The sequence below is a fragment of the Nitrospina watsonii genome, assembly GCF_946900835.1.
GTDB classification, from domain to species: Bacteria; Nitrospinota; Nitrospinia; order Nitrospinales; family Nitrospinaceae; genus Nitrospina; species Nitrospina watsonii.
On sequence record NZ_OX336137.1, the window covers coordinates 2668443 to 2685490 of the forward strand.

Sequence of the window (17048 nt, forward strand, 5' to 3'; positions counted from 1 at the left end):
CTCCGAACGGATCAGGAATTCATCGTTTGGATGAATTCCGCATTGGTTTTAGTTTCTCTCATTTTCTGCAGGAGAAGTTCCATCGTATCATGGATGCCCATGGGCAGCAAAACTTTCCTCAGCAGCCAGATTTTCTGCAATTCCTGCTCCTCGATGAGCAGTTCTTCCTTACGCGTGCCGGACCGGTTGATGTCGATCGACGGGAAAATGCGTTTGTCCGCGAGCTTGCGGTCGAGCACGATTTCCATGTTGCCGGTGCCTTTGAATTCCTCGAAGATGACGTCGTCCATGCGGCTGCCGGTATCGACCAGCGAGGTAGCGATGATGGTCAGGCTGCCGCCTTCTTCCAGGTTGCGCGCCGCGCCAAAAAAGCGTTTCGGACGTTGCAGGGCGTTGGAATCGACACCGCCGGAAAGCACCTTGCCGCTCGGCGGCACGATGGCGTTGTAAGCGCGCGCCAGACGCGTGATGCTGTCCAACAGGATGACCACGTCCTTGTTGTGCTCGACCAGCCGCTTGGCTTTCTCGATCACCATCTCGGCGACCTGCACGTGGCGCTGCGCCGGTTCGTCGAAGGTGGAGCTGATGACTTCGCCGCGCACGGAGCGTTCCATGTCCGTCACTTCTTCCGGGCGTTCGTCGATGAGCAGAACGATCAGCACGTTTTCCGGATGATTGGTGGCGATGCTGTTGGCGATGGATTGCAACAGCATGGTTTTACCGGTACGGGGCGGGGCGACGATGAGACCGCGCTGGCCCTTTCCGATCGGCGTCATCAAGTCCATGATGCGCGCGCTGTAATCGGTGCCGTTCGGCGTCTCCAGCCGGATGCGTTCCAACGGGTACAGCGGCGTCAGGTTGTCGAACAGGATTTTGTCTTTGGTCTTGTCCGGATTTTCAAAGTTGATCGCTTCGACCTTGAGCAGCGCGAAGTAGCGCTCGTTCTCTTTAGGCGGGCGGATCTGGCCGGATATGGTGTCGCCGGTGTGCATGTCGAACTTCCGGATCTGCGACGGCGACACATAAATGTCGTCCGGGCCCGGAAGGTAGTTGTATGTCGGGGCGCGCAAAAAACCGAATCCATCGGGCAGAATTTCCAACACGCCCTGTCCAAACATCAAACCATCTTTTTCGATCTGGGCCTGGAGGATTTTGAAGATGAGGTCCTGCTTGCGCAAACCGCTGTGGCCGGGAATTTTCAGCGATTTGGCCATGTTGGTCAATTCCGAAATGGTTTTCGTTTTGAGCTCTTCGATGTTCATGGATGGCGCTTGTGTTTGTGCTTGCATGGTAAGTGGCTGGATTAAGGTTTGAGTGGATGATTCGGCTTTAAGACGTTTGCTTGTTTCCCTTGAAGAGGATGCGTCGGAGCCGGTCTGGCCTTAGGGGTTTCCGCTTTTGGATTTGTTTGAGAAAATTCGGACGTCGGTCGTTCAGAGGTTTTTTTAGGAAGCATTGCTTCTCGGGGTCGAATACCAAGTTATACGCTTCCCCAAGCTTTGTCAATCATTTTCTTATCGGGCTTTCTCCACGAATTTCAAGCGCTTTCAACGTCCCTGCCCCGCCCCGGGCAGGCCGTGACGGTGCCCGGAAAGCACTCTGAAAACGTAGGGAGCCACCGCGGTTTTGCACGCCCCAATTTTTACTTTTCTTTCGCCTTTCTGGTTCGCATCCCAGAACTGGTGGCGTTTTTCGGCCTGAGGTGGAAGGGACCACAGGAGGAGGCTCCACACCGGTGGCGGCCTCTGGAAGTCACTGCTGAAAACCGATATCATGAGGCGAGTTCACCAAAAGGATTTCGCAATCATGTCCTCATCGCAATCGCCCTTCACCATTGCCTCCGCGGATTTTGAGCCGGCGTACATGAACCTGCACCGGACGGGGGAATTGTTCCGTCGCTCACGGGAGGCCCTGCGCGCGCTCAAAAGCTGCAAGGTGTGCCCGCGCGACTGTGATGTGGACCGGCTGAACAACGAGTTCGCCCTGTGCAAGACGGGCCGCCACGCCATCGTCTCCAGCTTCTTCCCGCATTTCGGCGAGGAAGATTGCCTGCGCGGCTGGAGCGGCAGCGGCACCATCTTCTTCTCCATGTGTAATCTGAAGTGCGTGTTCTGCCAGAACTACGACATCAGCCAGCATCATGACGGCGATGAGGTGGGGCCGGAAGCGCTGGCGGAGATGATGCTGCGCCTGCAGGGCATGGGCTGCCACAACATCAACTTCGTCACGCCGGAACACGTGGTGCCCCAGATCCTGGAAGCCTTGCCGCTGGCGGTGGAGATGGGACTGCGTCTGCCTCTGGTGTACAACACCGGCGCTTACGATTCGCTGGAAAGCATCGAGAGCCTGCGCGGCATTGTGGACATCTTCATGCCGGATTTCAAATACTGGGAGGAAACGGACTCCTCCACCTACCTCAAGGCCAAAAGTTATCCGCAGGCGGCGCGCACCGTCGTCAAAGCCATGCACGAACAGGTGGGGGACCTGGTGTTCGACGAAAAGGGCCTGGCTAAACGGGGTCTTTTGGTACGGCATCTGGTGATGCCGGACAGTGCTGAAAACGTGCGCCCTATCATGCGCTGGCTGGCCACCGATATTTCGCCGGACACCTACGTCAACATCATGGACCAGTACCGCCCGGCGGGCAAGGTGACGGCGAACCGCTTCCGCGAAATCTGCCGCCGCACCACCTCCGAGGAATACAGCGAGGCCGTGCGCATCGCCAGGGAGGCCGGCCTGCGCCGCTTCGACACGCGCGATCCCGCTGCGTTTCTCGAGTACGTGAGGCCCTGAACCCAACGCGGTCCATCGAGCCTCATTCGATCCTTGCTCTCCCTGTCCCCGCCCGCTGGAGGAAGGGCCCTTTCACTTGTTTGATTTTTTCAGTAATTTCATTTTTTTTGGATCGGGGGGTTGCGCTGAAAGAGCGTTACGCCTAGCATGGGGACGGCAAGGGCGAGGTGGTTATTGTATTTCTGAGGACAGATGATTATGGCTAAACTCAAGCTTAAAGACCCGTGGGATCAATGTAAAAAATGTCTGCCGGCAACATGCTGCACGTATTTCGCGTTGCAGGTAGATGAGCCGGAGACGCGCAAGGATTACGAAGCGATGCTTTGGCAGATCGCCCATCGGGGTGTGTCGTTTTATATTTACCGCAAGGGCTGGTACATGATGGTGGAGACGGTGTGCAACTTCCTCCGTGACGACAACAAGTGCGCCATCTACGAAACGCGGCCTTACATTTGCAAGGAACACAGCATTGAAAACTGCGAGTACACCGGTGGAGACTACGGGTTCAACGAGCATTTCAAGAGCTACAAGGAACTGCTGGACTGGATCAATGAGAACACGAACTTCCGCTTCAAGTACAAGGAGCCGGATTACGGCAAGCCCAGCGCAAAGGGGCAGAAACTGAAAGCGATGGTCGGCTGCGGAAGTTGATGGGGTCCCCGCAAGGGGAAGGGCGGATTATCGGATCGGAACGATGAGAAATCCGACGACGAAAATTACTTTTCGTCGTCGGATTTTTTCTTGCTGGAAGCGGTGGACTTTTTAGCAGCGGGCTTGTCGCCTTCCTTGCTGTCCTTGGACGCGGCCTTCTTTTTGGCAGCGGGCTTCTCTTCTTTTTTAGCGGCGGGTTCTTTCTTTTCCTTCGTTCCTTTTTTGGCTCCGGCGTCTTCCTTTTTGCCTTTTCCTTTTTTATCCTTGGCAGGAGCGGCCTGAGCTTTTTCTCCCTCACGATCGACCAGTTCGATGATGGCCATGGGGGCATCGTCTCCGCGCCGGTTGCCCACGTGCAGGATGCGCGTGTAACCGCCGCTGCGGCTGGCGTAGCGGTCGGAGAGGGTGTCGAACAATTTCAGGAACGCTTCTTTGCCGTGGACGACGCGCAGGGCGCGGCGGCGGGCATGCAGGGTGCCTTTTTTGCCGAGGGTGATGGTCTTTTCCACGTGGCTGCGCAGTTCCTTGGCCTTGGCCAGCGTGGTGCGGATGCGCTCCTTGACGATGAGCGCGGTGACCAGGTTGCGGAACAACGCGTTACGGTGAGCCGAGGTGCGGCCCAGTTTTCTTCCCGCTTTCAGATGACGCATGGGGCTTGTTCTCTCCGTTCAGTATCAGGGCCCGGTGAAACGAGTGGTTCCGTTCAGGCGCGTTCTCCCTCGAGTTCGACTTCTTTCTTCTTGCGCATCGCCTGAATCTGGCGGATGTCTTCATCTTCCAGTTTCAAGCCCAGCGACAGGCCCATTTCTTCGAGAATCTCCTTGATCTCGTTGAGCGACTTGCGGCCGAAGTTGCGGGTTTTCAGCATTTCGCTGTCGCCCTTCTGCACCAACTCGGCGATGGTGGTGATGTTCGCGTTCTTGAGGCAGTTGTAGGAGCGGACGGACAGCTCCAGTTCCTCGACGCTTTTCGCCAGGTTGGTGAGCAGTTTCTGTTTCTTTTCATCGATCTGCGGCTGCACCGGTTCCGGCTCTTCATCGAAGTTGATGAAGATCTGCATGTGATCCTTGACGATCTTGGCGGCGTGCGCCACGGCGTCTTCCGGAGAGATGCTGCCATCGGTCCACAATTCCATGACCAGCGAATCGTAGTCCTGAGACTGCCCGACACGGGTTTTTTCGACGGTGTAGTGCACTTTTTCCACCGGCGAGAACAGCGCGTCCACGGGGATCATCTGCACCGATTCGGTGGTCATGTCATGCCGGTCCGCCGGCACGTAGCCGCGTCCACGCTGGATGAGCACTTCCATGTCCAGATTGCCGTTGCTGTCGAGCGTGGCGATCTTATGATCCGGGCTCAGGATGGTGACATCCGAATCTTCCTGAAAATCACTGGCCAGCACTTCGCCTGCGGTGTTGCGCTTCAGGTACAGGCGCTTGCTGTCTTCGCTGCCATTGAGTTTCAGCTTCAGCTTTTTCAGATTGAGAATGATTTCGGTCACGTCTTCCATGACGCCCGGAATGGACGAGAATTCGTGGAACACGCCATCAAACTTCACACCGGTGACGGCGGTGCCTTCGATCGAAGAAAGCAGCATGCGCCGCAGCGAATTGCCGACGGTGATGCCATAGCCCCGTTCGAAGGGACCGGCCTGGTACTTGGCGTAGGTCTCGGACCGGGTCTTTTTATCAAAATCGAGACGCTTGGGTTTTACAATTCCCTGCATCATCAAGTTTATCCTCCGATTGTGTGCTGTATCAAAAAATGTCTATATGTGATGGGCCGATGCGGCCAGGCGCTCTGAGCGGCGACCGGACCGGCGATGCATCAACGCGAATACAATTCAACGATCAACTGTTCATTGATCGGCAGCGTGACGTCCTCACGCGAGGACAGTTCCAGAACCGTGCCTTCGTTCTTGTCGTAATCGAAGGTCAGCCAGGAGGGCGGGGTCTTGCCCTTCATCGACTCCAACGCGGTTTTGACCGGAAACTTGTCTTTTTTGGAAGCAACGAAACCGATCACATCCCCTTTCTTGAGGGCGTAAGAGGGAACGTTCACTTTCTTTCCGTTGATGGTGAAAAAACGGTGGCGCACCAGTTGCCGCGCGGCATTCCGGGAACCCGCGAGACCCAGCCGGAAGACGACGTTGTCGAAGCGCATCTCCATCTGCTGCAGCAGGTTTTCACCGGTGACGCCTTTTTTCTGGTCGGCGTGCTTGAAATAGGTGCGGAACTGGGTTTCGAGAATCCCGTACAGGCGGCGGACTTTCTGTTTCTCGCGCAACTGCACTCCGTATTCTGAGAATTTCGTGCGGCCCTGTCCATGCTGGCCGGGGGCGTAGCTTCGGCGGTCAATGGCGCACTTGGGGGTATCGCACCGCTCGGCTTTCAGGTACAACTTTTCCCCTTCGCGGCGACAGAGACGACAAACGGAACCTATATATCTTGCCAAAGCACTACTCCTATCAGTAAACGGTTAAACTCTTCTGCGTTTGCGGGGCCGGCACCCGTTGTGCGGGATCGGCGTGCGGTCGCGGATAACGGTGATTTCCATCCCCACGCCCTGCAGGGAGCGGATGGCGGATTCGCGGCCCGCACCGGGACCTTTGACATGCACTTCCAGTTTGCGCATTCCCATTTCGCGGGCCTTGGTCGCAGCTTTTTCCGCGGCCACCTGGGCGGCAAACGGGGTGCTCTTGCGGGACCCCTTGAAGCCCTGCGCGCCGGCGCTGGACCAGGACACAACGTTCCCCGACAGATCGCTGATGGTCACGATCGTGTTGTTGAACGTGGCGCGGATGTGGGCAACGCCCATCTCCGGTGCGGTTTTGCTTTTCTTCTTGCCAGTCTTCGGTTTCTTATCTGCCATGCGTCCTTTACCTCGAAATTATTTCTTGCCTTTGGCGCCGACCGTCTTGCGCGGGCCCTTGCGGGTGCGTGCGTTGGTGTGTGTGCGCTGGCCGCGTACCGGCAGACCGCGCCGATGCCGCAAACCCCGGTAACACCCGATGTCCATCAGCCGTTTGAGATTCATGTTGTTGGCCCGGCGCAGATCGCCTTCCACCTGGTATTCTTTTTCGAGGACGGAACGGATGCGCGTCAACTCGTCTTCCGTCAGGTCCTTGATCCGGGTTTCCGGAGCCACGTTGGCCGACGCCAGGATTTTTCCCGAGCTGGTGGGGCCGACACCGAAAATATAAGTCAGCGCCACAATGGCGCGTTTGTTCATGGGAATGTCAACACCGGCTAATCGTGCCACGGGTTTTCCTTTCTAAAGATTCGACTGTCCGCGGGCGGACTTCATCCCTGCTTCTGTTTATGCTTCGGGTTCTCGCAAATCACGCGCACCACGCCACGCCGACGGATCACCTTGCAATTTTTACAGATCTTTTTGACTGATGCTTGAACTTTCATGATGCCCTCTGTGACTGACGTGTTTACTTGTAACGGTACGTGATGCGGCCCCGGCTCAGATCGTATGGCGAAAGCTGAACCTTCACCTTGTCTCCGGACAGGATCCGGATGAAATGCAAACGCATTTTTCCGGAAATGTGAGCCAGGATTTTATGTCCGTTTTCCAATTCCACGCGGAACATGGCATTCGGCAGTGGCTCCAGCACGGTTCCTTCGACTTCGATGGAATCTTCTTTGGACATATTCAGTTGACCATCTCACAGACCCGGGAAAAAATTTCATCGACCGTGCCACGACCGGGCGCGGTCTTCAATTTTCCCTGATTTTCATAATATTGTTTGAGCGGCGCGGTCTGCCGGTCGTACACCGTAAGCCGCTTGAGGATGGTGGCCTCGTTATCGTCTTCACGCTGGTACAACTCGCCGCCGCATTCGTCACAAACGCCAACCGCTTTCGGCGGGTGCGACGTGGTGTGATACATGGCACCGCATTGCTTGCAGGTACTGCGCCCGGCCAACCGGACCAGCACCTCCTGATGATCCACCTCCAGGTCCACCACCACATCGATGTCCTGGTTCATAGACCTCAGCATTTCTTCCAATTTTTCAGCTTGAACGATGGTGCGCGGGAACCCATCGAGAATGAATCCGTTGCGGCAGTCCGCTTCCTGAATCCGATTCTTGATCAGCCCGACGACAATCTCGTCCGGGACCAGCTGACCCTGGTCCATATAGGCCCCGGCCTGCTTTCCCAGCTCGTTGCCGTCGCTCACGGCTGCCCGCAGGATATCCCCGGTGGAAATCTTAGGGATGGAAAACCGTTCCTGCAGTAAATTGGCCTGGGTGCCTTTTCCGGACCCAGGAGGACCTAGTAATATCACCCTCATGGATCAGCCTCGGCGACTCCTCAACCTCCCTTTTTTGACGAATCCGTCGTAATTCCTCATCACCAAATGGGATTCTATCTGTTGCATTGTATCGAGGGAGACACCAACGACGATGAGCAGGCTCGTCCCGCCAAAATAAAACGGAATGTTCAGGTATTTTATCAGATAATCGGGCAAAATACATATAAAAGATAGGTAAATGGCCCCGTAAAACGTCAACTTCGACAGGATCTGGTCGATGTACTCAGCGGTCCTCGGGCCCGGACGGATGCCGGGAATGAAGCCGCCGTGTTTCTTCATATTGTCCGCCACTTCCGTCGGGTTGAAAATGACGGCCGTGTAAAAATAACAGAAGAAAAAGATCGCGCCCGCAAAAATCAGGCTGTAAATCACGTTGCCCGGTGCCAGGGCCGCCGATATGGTCTGCATCCAGGGATGATCGATGAACTGGGCAATGGTCGCCGGGAACATGATGATCGAGGACGCAAAAATCGGCGGAATGACGCCGGAGGTGTTGACTTTCAGCGGCAAATGCGTGCTCTGGCCGCCATACATTTTTCGCCCCACCACGCGTTTGGCGTACTGGATGGGGATGCGCCTTTGCCCACCTTCGGTGAAGACAATGAATCCGACCACCCCCGCCATCACCGCCATGATCAGCAAACCGATCAGAACGGACAGCTCACCGGTGCCCATCAGGTCGAGCGACATGCCGACGGCCGAGGGGATGCCGGCGACGATGCCGGTGAAGATGATCAGGGAAATGCCGTTGCCGATGCCGCGTTCGGAAATCTGCTCGCCCAGCCACATGATGAACACAGTGCCTGCCGTCAGCGTCAAAATGGTCATCAGGCGGAACGGCCAACCCGGATCGGGCACGATCGGCGCGCCACCGGGGCTTTTCATGGCTTCCAGCCCCACGGCCATGCCGGAGCTCTGGATGATGCTCAACAGCACCGTGCCGTAGCGCGTGTACTGGGTGATTTTCTTCTGCCCCTGCTCGCCTTCCTTCTTCAACTGCGCCAGGTGCGGCGACACGATGGTGAGCAACTGCAAAATGATGGACGCGCTGATGTAGGGCATGATGCCCAACGCGAAAATCGTCAGGCGGCTCAGCGCGCCACCTGAAAACATGTCAAAGAACCCGAGGATGGTGCCCTTGGCCTGTTCAAAAATTTCGGCCAGCGCCGCACCATCGATGCCCGGCGTGGGGATGTGCGCCCCGATCCGGTAAACGATCAGTACGCCAAGGGTGAACAGCACCCGGCGTTTGAGTTCCGGGATCCGGAATATATTGGCAAAACTTTCGGCGCCACTCATTTAAAGGACTACGGCCTTTCCCCCTGATTTTTCGATTTTCTCCACCGCCGTCTTGCTGAACCCGTGGGCGTGGATGGTGATGGCTCCGCTCAGGTCGCCATCCGCCAGCACTTTGACGGCATCGATTTTATTGATCAGCCCTTTTTCCTTCATCACTTCAGGAGTCAGCGGGCCGTCGATCTGGAGGCCTTTGAGATCGCCCAGGTTCACCAGCTCGTAGGTTTTCTTGAAGATGTTGGTGAAGCCGCGCTTGGGCAACCGGCGCTGCAGCGGCATCTGCCCGCCTTCGAACCAGAGATGAGGACTGCCGCCGGAACGGCTCTTCTGTCCCTTCTGGCCGCGGCCGGAAGTCTTGCCGTTGCCGGAGCCGGGACCCCGTCCGACGCGGTTGCGCTTCTTGCGGGATCCGGGATTGATTTTCAGATTGGATAATTCGATCATGATTGGGTCACTCAGCGGGACGATTTATGATGCAATTCTTTGCCGCGCACTTCCTGGCACTGCTGCAGGTCACGCAGGCACATGAGGCCGTCGATGGTGGCCTTCACCACGTTGTGCGGGTTGTTGGTGCGGAGGCACTTGGTCAGGATATCCTTGACTCCCGCGGCTTCCAGCACGGCGCGCACGGCGCCTCCGGCAATCAGCCCCGTACCGCGGCTGGCCGGCTTGAGCAACACTTCTCCGGAACCGAAACGGCCGACGATCTCGTGGGGAATGGTGGTGCCGTCCAGAGCCACGCGCACCTGGTTCTTCTTGGCGCGCTCCACCCCTTTGCGGATGGCTTCCGGCACTTCGTTGGCCTTGCCCAGACCCCAGCCGACTTTGCCTTCGCGGTTGCCCACGACGACCAGCGCACTGAAGCTGAAGCGACGTCCACCTTTGACCACCTTGGCGACGCGTTTGATCTTGACGACTTTATCGACAAATTCCTGTTGTTTGGCGGCTCGATCCTGCAAAAGAGATCCTCCTGCCTTTCGGGGTTCCACACCCGTCAGGTTGGTTTAAAACTTAATTCCTTTTTCCCGCACCGCCTCGGCCAACGCCTTGACACGGCCGGCATAGATGAATCCGTTGCGGTCGTAATACACTTCCTTGACACCGTTGGCGGCTGCCTTTTCGCCCAACAGCGACCCCACCAGCCGGGCCGCTTCCACATTGCCGCCGGTTTTCATCTTGGCTTTGAATTCCTGACTCAAGGAAGAGGCCGCGGCCAGCGTCTTGCGATTGCTGTCGTCGATGATCTGGGCGTAGATGTGGTTGAGGCTGCGGAATACCGTCAGGCGCAGTTTCTGCGGGTCTTTCTGGGTCTGGTTCTTCACCCGGTATTTGCGTTTCAGCCGAAGCTGGGTTCTCAAATTCGTTTTTGACATGATCGGTTTGACTCGGGTTATTTGCCCGCGGCGGCTTTGCCCGCTTTGCGGCGAATGCGTTCGTCGGAATACATGACCCCTTTGCCCTTGTAAGGCTCGGGCGGCCGCATTTTGCGGATTTCCGCAGAGGTCTGTCCCACTCTTTCCTTGTCGATGCCCTTCACCTTGATGGTGTTGGCTTTCGGGTCCACTTCAAATTCAATTCCATCCGGGCTGGCGTATTCGATGGGGTGGGAGTAGCCGAGATTCAACACCAGGGCTTTCCCCTTCAGTTCCACCTTGTAACCGACCCCGACGATATTCAACTGCTTGACGTAGCCTTCGGAGACACCCACCACCATGTTATTGAGCAGCGCCCGGGTGAGGCCATGCAGTGCCCGGTGCGTGCGGTTTTCCGAGGGCCGTTTCACCAGCACCTGGCCGTCGGCCATTTCGATCAACATGTCGGGGTGGAAATCGCGCTGGAGTTCCCCCTTGGGTCCCTTGACCTTAACGTGACTGCCTTGAATGTTGCACTCCACCCCGGAGGGCAGATTGATCGGCGATCTTCCAATACGAGACATAATTAGGTTCCTGCTCTACCAGATATAACCGAGCACTTCGCCGCCAATACCTTTTTCGCGGCAAATCTGATCGGTGACCACACCCTGGGAAGTGGAGATGATGGCGACACCGAGCCCATTCAACACTTTCGGGATATGATCCTTGTCCACATAAACGCGACGTCCGGGCTTGCTGATGCGCCGGATTCCGCGCACGCAGGGGGTGCCGTTGTGGTATTTCAGATACACCCGCAACAGACCCTGCTTGCTGTCTTCCTTGGTTTTGAAGTTACGAACGAATCCTTCACCCTGCAAAATCTCGGCAATCCGCGTTTTCATTTTCGAATTCGGCAGGTCCACCGAAGGGTGACGCACCTGCATTCCATTCCTGAGCCGGGTGAAAAAATCCGCTATGGGATCGGTCATCATGAGGTCAAAAATCTCCTAAACTCTCTTCAACACTTTGCCTTACCAACTGGCCTTGGTGACGCCGGGGACTTCTCCCAACAGCGCCCGGGCACGAAAGCAGATACGGCACAAGCCGAACTTGCGCAGGTAGGCCCGCGGCCGACCGCACACCTTGCACCGGTTATACTCACGCACACTGAATTTCTGCTTGCGATTGGCCTTGGCCACCAGCGATTTCTTCGCCATGCTTTGCCTCTAAAAATCGGGATTCAATTCCGAATCGGAAATCCCATGGTCTTCAACAACACCCGTCCCTGCTCATCATTCTGAGCGGTGGTGCAGATGGTGATATTCATGCCCTTGATCTTGTCAATCTTATCGAAGTTGATTTCCGGAAAAATCAACTGCTCGCGCAACCCGATGGTGTAGTTGCCGCGCCCGTCGAACGCTTTCGGCGGAAGCCCCTTGAAGTCGCGCACCCGGGGCAGCGCAAAGCAAACGAGCCGCTCAAAAAACTCGTACATGCGGTTGCCGCGCAGGGTCACGCGCACACCCACCGGCATGCCTTCGCGCAACTTGAAATTGGAGATGGCCTTTTTGGCCTTGGTCACCACCGGCGCCTGGCCCGTGATGGTCCGCATCTGCTCCACCCCGGCTTCGATCAGCTTGGCGTTCTGGATGGCTTCACCCAGCCCCATGTTCAGCACAATCTTGTCCAGGCGGGGCACTTCCATGATGTTCTTCAGCCCCAGTTCCTTCTGGATCTGACCGCGGTATTTTTCGTTGTATTCCCGTTTGAAATTGGGTGCCATGTTGTGTTCCGTCAACCTTTCATCCTGATCAGATCTTGTCCATCGCTTCGCCGCATTTCATGCAGACGCGGACCCGGCTGCCATCGTCCAGCTTCTTGCTTTTCACGCGGACGCCCTTGCCGCACTTGTCGCACACCAGAAGCACGCTGGAGTAATGGATCTTGCCTTCTTTTTCCACGATGCCGCCCTGCTTGTTCTGGCCGCTGGGCTTCATGTGCCGTTTGTACAAATTGAGCTTTTCGATGGTAACGCGTTCTTCTTCCGGGTACAGCGCCAGGATCTTGCCCTTCTTCCCCCGTTCGCGTCCGGCCGTCACCATGACGATATCGTCTTTTTTCAACAACCAGCTGCCAGCCATCACAGCACCTCCGGCGCAAGCGAAATGATTTTGAGAAATTTCTTGGCGCGCAACTCGCGGGCCACAGGGCCGAAGATGCGGGTGCCGACCGGCTCGCGCGCATCATTGACCAATACGGCGGCGTTGGTATCGAATTTGATATAGCTGCCTTCCGAGCGGCGCATCTCCTTGCGGGTCCGCACCACCACGGCTTTCCTGACATCGCCTTTTTTGACGTTGCTGTTCGGTTCGCATTCCTTCACCGCCACAACGATGATGTCGCCCACCGAGGCATAGCGCCGGCCGGTTCCGCCCAGCACCTTGATGCACTGAACTTTCCGCGCGCCTGAATTGTCTGCCACATCCAATACGGTTCGTAGTTGAATCATCGCTGTTAAACTTCCCGCTTCTTGAGTATTTCAATCAAAGCCCACCGCTTATCCTTGCTCAACGGCCGGACCTGCCTCATCGAAATAAAGTCGCCGATCTGACACTGATTCGTCTCGTCATGGCATTTGTATTTCGTCGTCTGCTTGACTACTTTTTTGAATTTGGGGTGGATGAATTTTCGATCGACCCGCACCACAACCGTCTTGTCCATCTTGTCGCTGACGACGGTTCCTAACAACGTTTGCTTGCGTTTGCCTTCACTCAACTTTACGTCTCCTGGCGTCGTCATTTCTTTTTACCCGCCGCTTTCGACGAGGTGGATCCGGCTTCCGCTTGGCCGGCAACTGCCGGCTGGGCCGTTCCTGTCTTCAATGCCTGGCCGAGGGTCTTGATCCTGGCGATGTCCCGCCGCATGTGCTTCAAGCGACCCGGATCCTCGATTTTCCCCGTTGCCAACTGAAACTTCAGATTGAAGTATTCTTCCTGCAAGTCAGCGAGCTTTTCCTCGCGTTCCTTTTCAGACAGCTCTCTGATCTCCTGCATTTTCATATACGATTTCCGCCTGTTACTTGTTCACGATGACTCGGGTGGACACCGGAAGTTTGTGCGCAGCCAGCCGCAATGCTTCCCGGGCGATTTCTTCCGGCACGCCGGACATTTCATAGAGAATCCGGCCGGGCTTGACCACTGCCACCCAGAATTCCGGATTGCCTTTACCTTTACCCATGCGGGTCTCTGCCGGTTTCTTGGAAATCGGCTTGTCCGGAAAGATCCGGAGCCAGATTTTACCGCCACGCTTGACGTGACGGGTCATGGCGATACGCGCCGCCTCAATCTGGCGGTTGGTGATCCATCCACATTCCAAGGTTTGCAGGGCGTACTCGCCGAAGTTGACGGAGCCACCCCGGAACGCGGTGCCCCGCATCCGGCCCTTGTGTTTTTTGCGATACTTGACGCGCTTGGGCATCAACATGACTGATACTCTCCCAGCTTGCTATTCGTATTCGTCAGGAAGCGGCGGCTTCGGAACCTTCTTCAGCGCTTTCAGCCGCTTTCTCAAAAATCTCACCCTTGTACACCCACACCTTGATGCCGATGATGCCGTAGGTGGTGCGGGCTTCGGCGGTGCCGTAATCGATGTCGGCGCGCAGGGTGTGCAGCGGCACGCGGCCTTCGCGGTACCATTCACTGCGCGCAATCTCCGCGCCGCCCAGGCGTCCGGATACCCGGATCTTGATGCCCTTGCCGCCAAACCGGAGGGCGGAAACCACCGCCTTCTTCATGGCGCGGCGGAAGGAAATCCGTTTTTCCAGCTGCGTCGCGACATTCTGCGCGATGAGACCGGAATCCAACTCGGCCCGGCGGATTTCCTTGATGTTCAGATTGATCTGCTTCTGGGTCCCGATGATACGCTGCAACTCCTCTTTCACCCGGTCCACTTCCAGCCCTTTTTTACCGATGATGATGCCCGGGCGCGCGGTGTGGATGTTGATCCGGATACGGCTCGCCGAACGCTCGATTTCCAGATTGGAGATGCCCGCATGGGACAGGTTCTTTCTGAGATGCGTGCGGATCCTGATGTCTTCCTGCAGGAGCTCCGCGTAATCTTTTTTGGCGTACCAGTTGGACTTCCAGGGCTTGTTGATTCCCAACCGGAATCCGTACGGATGTACCTTTTGACCCATGTTTGCCTTACTCCTTTTCGTCCAGCACAAGCGTGATGTGGCTGGTGCGTTTGCGAATCAGGGTCGTCATGCCCCGCGCCCGCGGCAGTTGGCGTTTCATGGTCACGCCTTCATCGACGGTGACCTTCTTGACATACAGATCTTCCACGTCCAACACCTTGTGGTTTTCCTCGGCATTGGCCAGGGCCGACTTCAACAGCTTCTGGAACAGGCCAGCCGCCTTCTTGCGCGTGAACACGAGAATATTCATCGCGTCGTTCACGTTTTTGCCGCGAATCATATCGGCGATCAACCGCGCTTTACGCGGTGCCGTCCGGGCGTGCTTCAACTGAGCTTTCACATCCATCATGTCCAATGCTCTCATTTCAATTTACTTGGCCGGTGCGGCCTTCTTGGTTTTACCGCTGTGTGCCTTGAAGGTACGCGTCGGGGAAAATTCCCCCAGCTTGTGACCCACCATGTTTTCCGTGACGAACACGGGAATGAACTTCTTGCCGTTGTGCACGGCCAGCGTGTGGCCGACAAAATCCGGGATAATGGTCGAACGGCGGGACCAGGTCTTGACGACCTTCTTCTCGCTCTTGCGGTTCAACTCGTCCACCTTATCCGTCAGATGCTGATCGACAAACGGCCCTTTTTTCAGTGATCGCGCCATAGCGCTCCTGCCTTTTTAAGAATGATTATTTCTTGCGCCGACTCAGAATATAACGATCCGACGTTTTCTTTTTCTTCCGGGTCTTGAATCCCTTGGCCGGCATGCCATACGGACTGCACGGATGCCGTCCGCCGGAAGAACGACCCTCACCACCCCCCATCGGATGGTCCACCGGGTTCATGGCCACGGCGCGCGGACGGGGACGACGTCCCAACCAGCGGCTGCGCCCAGCCTTACCCAAAGAAATGTTTTCGTGCTCGGCATTGCCCACGGCACCAATGGTGGCGCGGCATTTGACCGAAACCAGCCGGACTTCGCCGGACTTGAGCTTGATGTTGGCGTAATCGCCTTCCTTCGCCATCAACTGGGCGTGCGCACCGGCGCTGCGTGCGATCTGACCGCCTTTACCGGGACGCAGCTCGATATTGTGAATGGTCGTGCCCACCGGAATGTCTTCCAGGTGCAGGCAGTTGCCGACGCGCACCTCGGAACCCTTGCCGGACATGACGGTGTCGCCGTCTTTCAACTGTTGCGGCGCCAGGATGTAACGCTTCTCTCCATCCTGATACACCAGCAAGGCGATGTTCGCGGAGCGGTTGGGATCGTATTCGATGCCGGCGACGCGAGCGGATATACCGTCCTTGTCGCGGCGGAAATCGATCATCCGGTACAGCTTGCGGTGACCGCCGCCACGACGCCGGGCGGTGATGCGTCCGTTGTTGTTGCGACCGCCTTTGCGGCTGATCGAAACCAGCAGACTCTTTTCCGGAGTTGACTTGGTCACTTCCTTGAAGTCCAGAATCGTCTGGAAACGGACGCCGGCGGAAGTCGGGTTGAGTTTTCTTACAGGCATGGACGCTTACGCTCCTTCAAAAAAATCGATCTTGTCGCCGTCCTTCAACGTGACGATGGCCTTCTTCGTCGCCTTGCTGTAACCGACGTTGCGACCGAACCGCTTGTGTTTCGGTTTGACGTTGAGGGTGTTCACATCCAGCACGGTGACGCTGAAGATCTTCTCCACGGCCTGCTTGATCTGAAGCTTGTTGGCATCCCGCTTCACCTGAAACATGACACGGTTGCCGTCTTCCAGCATCAACGTGCTTTTTTCAGTGATGAGCGGTTTCTCAAGAACTCTGTAATAATCGTTGGACATCAGCTGAGTCGCTCCTCCAATTTCTTGAGAGAGTCGGGAGTGCACACGAGCTTATCATGCACCAGAAGGTCGAACACATTCACCCCTTCCACCGACAGCACATTGGCTTGCGGCAGGTTGCGCACCGCCAATTCCAGGTTCGGGTTTCTTTCCGCGACCAGGAACAGAGTGCTCCCCGGAAGCCCGAGCTTACCCAGCAAGGCCACGGCCTGTGCGGTTTTGGCTTCTTCCAGATTCAGGGATTCGACGATATGAATATTGTTGTTCTGCAATCGCTCGGCAAGAACAGAGCGGATGGCAATCTTGCGGGATTTCTTGGAAAGCTTGTTGGTGTAGGCACGCGGACGCGGTCCGAAGACCGTCATGCCGCCGCGCCAGATGGCGGAGCGGCTGCTGCCCGCGCGGGCGCGGCCGGTTCCCTTTTGACGCCAGGGTTTCTTGCCGCCACCGCTGATCTCGCCACGGCCTTCCTTGGTCGCTGCCGTGCCACTGCGTCGCGCCGCCAACTGCATGGTGACGTACTGCTGCACCAGGTGCTCGCGAATCGGAGATTCAAACACCTCCGGCGACAGCGTGGCCGTTCCGACCTTTTTGTTTTCTGTACTGACGATCTCGATTTCCGCCATGATC

30 protein-coding genes are annotated in these 17048 nt (G+C 56.6%); 2 read left to right on the top strand and 28 right to left on the bottom strand.

Features of this window, described 5'->3' with window-relative positions; all coding sequences use genetic code 11:
* Positions 1–11: 11 nt before the first annotated feature.
* Positions 12–1262 carry a transcription termination factor Rho gene (gene rho, locus QML71_RS12405; protein ID WP_282012247.1) on the bottom strand — a complete coding sequence of 417 codons (1251 nt, stop codon included), beginning with the start codon at positions 1260–1262 and terminating at the stop codon, positions 12–14.
* A gap of 544 nt (positions 1263–1806) precedes the next feature.
* Here rho and QML71_RS12410 point away from each other — a divergent pair.
* Both QML71_RS12410 and QML71_RS12415 read left to right on the top strand, forming a co-directional pair.
* The gene (locus QML71_RS12410) at positions 1807–2793 is read left to right on the top strand and encodes a radical SAM protein (protein WP_282012248.1); all 987 of its coding nucleotides are present in this window, start codon (positions 1807–1809) and stop codon (positions 2791–2793) included.
* Between the two features lie 198 nt (positions 2794–2991).
* On the top strand, positions 2992–3444 hold the full coding sequence (locus tag QML71_RS12415; RefSeq protein ID WP_282012249.1) for a YkgJ family cysteine cluster protein: 453 nt from the start codon (positions 2992–2994) through the stop codon (positions 3442–3444).
* A 65-nt stretch (positions 3445–3509) separates the two neighbouring features.
* On the opposite strand, the gene rplQ is transcribed toward QML71_RS12415, so the two are convergent.
* The 27 genes from rplQ to rplD all read right to left on the bottom strand — a co-directional run bounded on the left by rplQ (position 3510) and on the right by rplD (position 17044).
* The gene (gene rplQ, locus QML71_RS14095; protein WP_345742330.1) at positions 3510–4094 is read right to left on the bottom strand and encodes a 50S ribosomal protein L17; all 585 of its coding nucleotides are present in this window, start codon (positions 4092–4094) and stop codon (positions 3510–3512) included.
* Positions 4095–4147: 53 nt separating this feature from the next.
* Positions 4148–5173: a DNA-directed RNA polymerase subunit alpha gene (locus tag QML71_RS12425; protein ID WP_282012250.1), complete on the bottom strand. Its 1026-nt coding sequence runs from the start codon at positions 5171–5173 to the stop codon at positions 4148–4150.
* 98 nt (positions 5174–5271) lie between these two features.
* A complete protein-coding gene (gene rpsD, locus QML71_RS12430; RefSeq protein ID WP_282012251.1) occupies positions 5272–5898 on the bottom strand; it encodes a 30S ribosomal protein S4 in 627 nt (208 codons plus the stop codon).
* A 24-nt stretch (positions 5899–5922) separates the two neighbouring features.
* Positions 5923–6315, bottom strand: a complete 393-nt coding sequence (gene rpsK / locus QML71_RS12435) for a 30S ribosomal protein S11 (RefSeq protein WP_282012252.1) — start codon at positions 6313–6315, stop codon at positions 5923–5925.
* Positions 6316–6333: 18 nt separating this feature from the next.
* Positions 6334–6705 (bottom strand): 30S ribosomal protein S13, encoded by a 372-nt coding sequence (gene rpsM / locus QML71_RS12440; protein WP_282012253.1) that lies wholly within the window; start codon positions 6703–6705, stop codon positions 6334–6336.
* 41 nt (positions 6706–6746) lie between these two features.
* Positions 6747–6860, bottom strand: coding sequence for a 50S ribosomal protein L36 (rpmJ, locus tag QML71_RS12445; protein ID WP_042250588.1), 114 nt, complete (start codon positions 6858–6860; stop codon positions 6747–6749).
* A 23-nt stretch (positions 6861–6883) separates the two neighbouring features.
* On the bottom strand, positions 6884–7102 hold the full coding sequence (gene infA / locus QML71_RS12450; RefSeq protein ID WP_005007695.1) for a translation initiation factor IF-1: 219 nt from the start codon (positions 7100–7102) through the stop codon (positions 6884–6886).
* A 2-nt stretch (positions 7103–7104) separates the two neighbouring features.
* Complete coding sequence (locus QML71_RS12455; protein WP_282012254.1) at positions 7105–7746, bottom strand: adenylate kinase; 642 nt, start codon at positions 7744–7746, stop codon at positions 7105–7107.
* A gap of 3 nt (positions 7747–7749) precedes the next feature.
* Positions 7750–9066, bottom strand: a complete 1317-nt coding sequence (secY, locus tag QML71_RS12460) for a preprotein translocase subunit SecY (RefSeq protein ID WP_282012255.1) — start codon at positions 9064–9066, stop codon at positions 7750–7752.
* A complete protein-coding gene (gene rplO, locus QML71_RS12465; protein ID WP_282012590.1) occupies positions 9067–9504 on the bottom strand; it encodes a 50S ribosomal protein L15 in 438 nt (145 codons plus the stop codon).
* Between the two features lie 14 nt (positions 9505–9518).
* On the bottom strand, positions 9519–10022 hold the full coding sequence (gene rpsE, locus QML71_RS12470) for a 30S ribosomal protein S5 (RefSeq protein WP_282012256.1): 504 nt from the start codon (positions 10020–10022) through the stop codon (positions 9519–9521).
* A 45-nt stretch (positions 10023–10067) separates the two neighbouring features.
* Positions 10068–10436, bottom strand: coding sequence for a 50S ribosomal protein L18 (rplR, locus tag QML71_RS12475; RefSeq protein ID WP_282012257.1), 369 nt, complete (start codon positions 10434–10436; stop codon positions 10068–10070).
* A 17-nt stretch (positions 10437–10453) separates the two neighbouring features.
* A complete protein-coding gene (rplF, locus tag QML71_RS12480) occupies positions 10454–10999 on the bottom strand; it encodes a 50S ribosomal protein L6 (RefSeq protein WP_282012258.1) in 546 nt (181 codons plus the stop codon).
* 15 nt (positions 11000–11014) lie between these two features.
* Entirely contained in the window at positions 11015–11407 is a 393-nt protein-coding gene (gene rpsH / locus QML71_RS12485) for a 30S ribosomal protein S8 (protein WP_282012259.1), read from the bottom strand.
* A 39-nt stretch (positions 11408–11446) separates the two neighbouring features.
* Entirely contained in the window at positions 11447–11632 is a 186-nt protein-coding gene (locus QML71_RS12490) for a type Z 30S ribosomal protein S14 (RefSeq protein ID WP_282012260.1), read from the bottom strand.
* Between the two features lie 23 nt (positions 11633–11655).
* Positions 11656–12198 (bottom strand): 50S ribosomal protein L5, encoded by a 543-nt coding sequence (rplE, locus tag QML71_RS12495; RefSeq protein ID WP_282012261.1) that lies wholly within the window; start codon positions 12196–12198, stop codon positions 11656–11658.
* 28 nt (positions 12199–12226) lie between these two features.
* Positions 12227–12556, bottom strand: a complete 330-nt coding sequence (gene rplX, locus QML71_RS12500) for a 50S ribosomal protein L24 (RefSeq protein ID WP_282012262.1) — start codon at positions 12554–12556, stop codon at positions 12227–12229.
* Positions 12556–12924, bottom strand: a complete 369-nt coding sequence (gene rplN, locus QML71_RS12505) for a 50S ribosomal protein L14 (protein WP_282012263.1) — start codon at positions 12922–12924, stop codon at positions 12556–12558. Before rplN ends, rplX begins: the two co-directional genes overlap by 1 nt.
* Positions 12925–12929: 5 nt before the next feature.
* Complete coding sequence (gene rpsQ / locus QML71_RS12510) at positions 12930–13190, bottom strand: 30S ribosomal protein S17 (RefSeq protein WP_282012264.1); 261 nt, start codon at positions 13188–13190, stop codon at positions 12930–12932.
* Between the two features lie 20 nt (positions 13191–13210).
* Entirely contained in the window at positions 13211–13474 is a 264-nt protein-coding gene (gene rpmC, locus QML71_RS12515) for a 50S ribosomal protein L29 (RefSeq protein ID WP_282012265.1), read from the bottom strand.
* A 16-nt stretch (positions 13475–13490) separates the two neighbouring features.
* Positions 13491–13898 (bottom strand): 50S ribosomal protein L16, encoded by a 408-nt coding sequence (gene rplP / locus QML71_RS12520; RefSeq protein ID WP_282012266.1) that lies wholly within the window; start codon positions 13896–13898, stop codon positions 13491–13493.
* Between the two features lie 34 nt (positions 13899–13932).
* Positions 13933–14610, bottom strand: a complete 678-nt coding sequence (gene rpsC, locus QML71_RS12525; RefSeq protein ID WP_282012267.1) for a 30S ribosomal protein S3 — start codon at positions 14608–14610, stop codon at positions 13933–13935.
* 7 nt (positions 14611–14617) lie between these two features.
* Positions 14618–14956, bottom strand: coding sequence for a 50S ribosomal protein L22 (gene rplV / locus QML71_RS12530; RefSeq protein ID WP_282012591.1), 339 nt, complete (start codon positions 14954–14956; stop codon positions 14618–14620).
* A 24-nt stretch (positions 14957–14980) separates the two neighbouring features.
* Entirely contained in the window at positions 14981–15265 is a 285-nt protein-coding gene (gene rpsS / locus QML71_RS12535) for a 30S ribosomal protein S19 (protein ID WP_282012268.1), read from the bottom strand.
* Between the two features lie 25 nt (positions 15266–15290).
* A complete protein-coding gene (gene rplB, locus QML71_RS12540) occupies positions 15291–16118 on the bottom strand; it encodes a 50S ribosomal protein L2 (protein ID WP_282012269.1) in 828 nt (275 codons plus the stop codon).
* A gap of 6 nt (positions 16119–16124) precedes the next feature.
* Positions 16125–16418: a 50S ribosomal protein L23 gene (gene rplW, locus QML71_RS12545; RefSeq protein WP_282012270.1), complete on the bottom strand. Its 294-nt coding sequence runs from the start codon at positions 16416–16418 to the stop codon at positions 16125–16127.
* Entirely contained in the window at positions 16418–17044 is a 627-nt protein-coding gene (gene rplD / locus QML71_RS12550; protein WP_282012271.1) for a 50S ribosomal protein L4, read from the bottom strand. Before rplD ends, rplW begins: the two co-directional genes overlap by 1 nt.
* Positions 17045–17048: the final 4 nt, after the last annotated feature.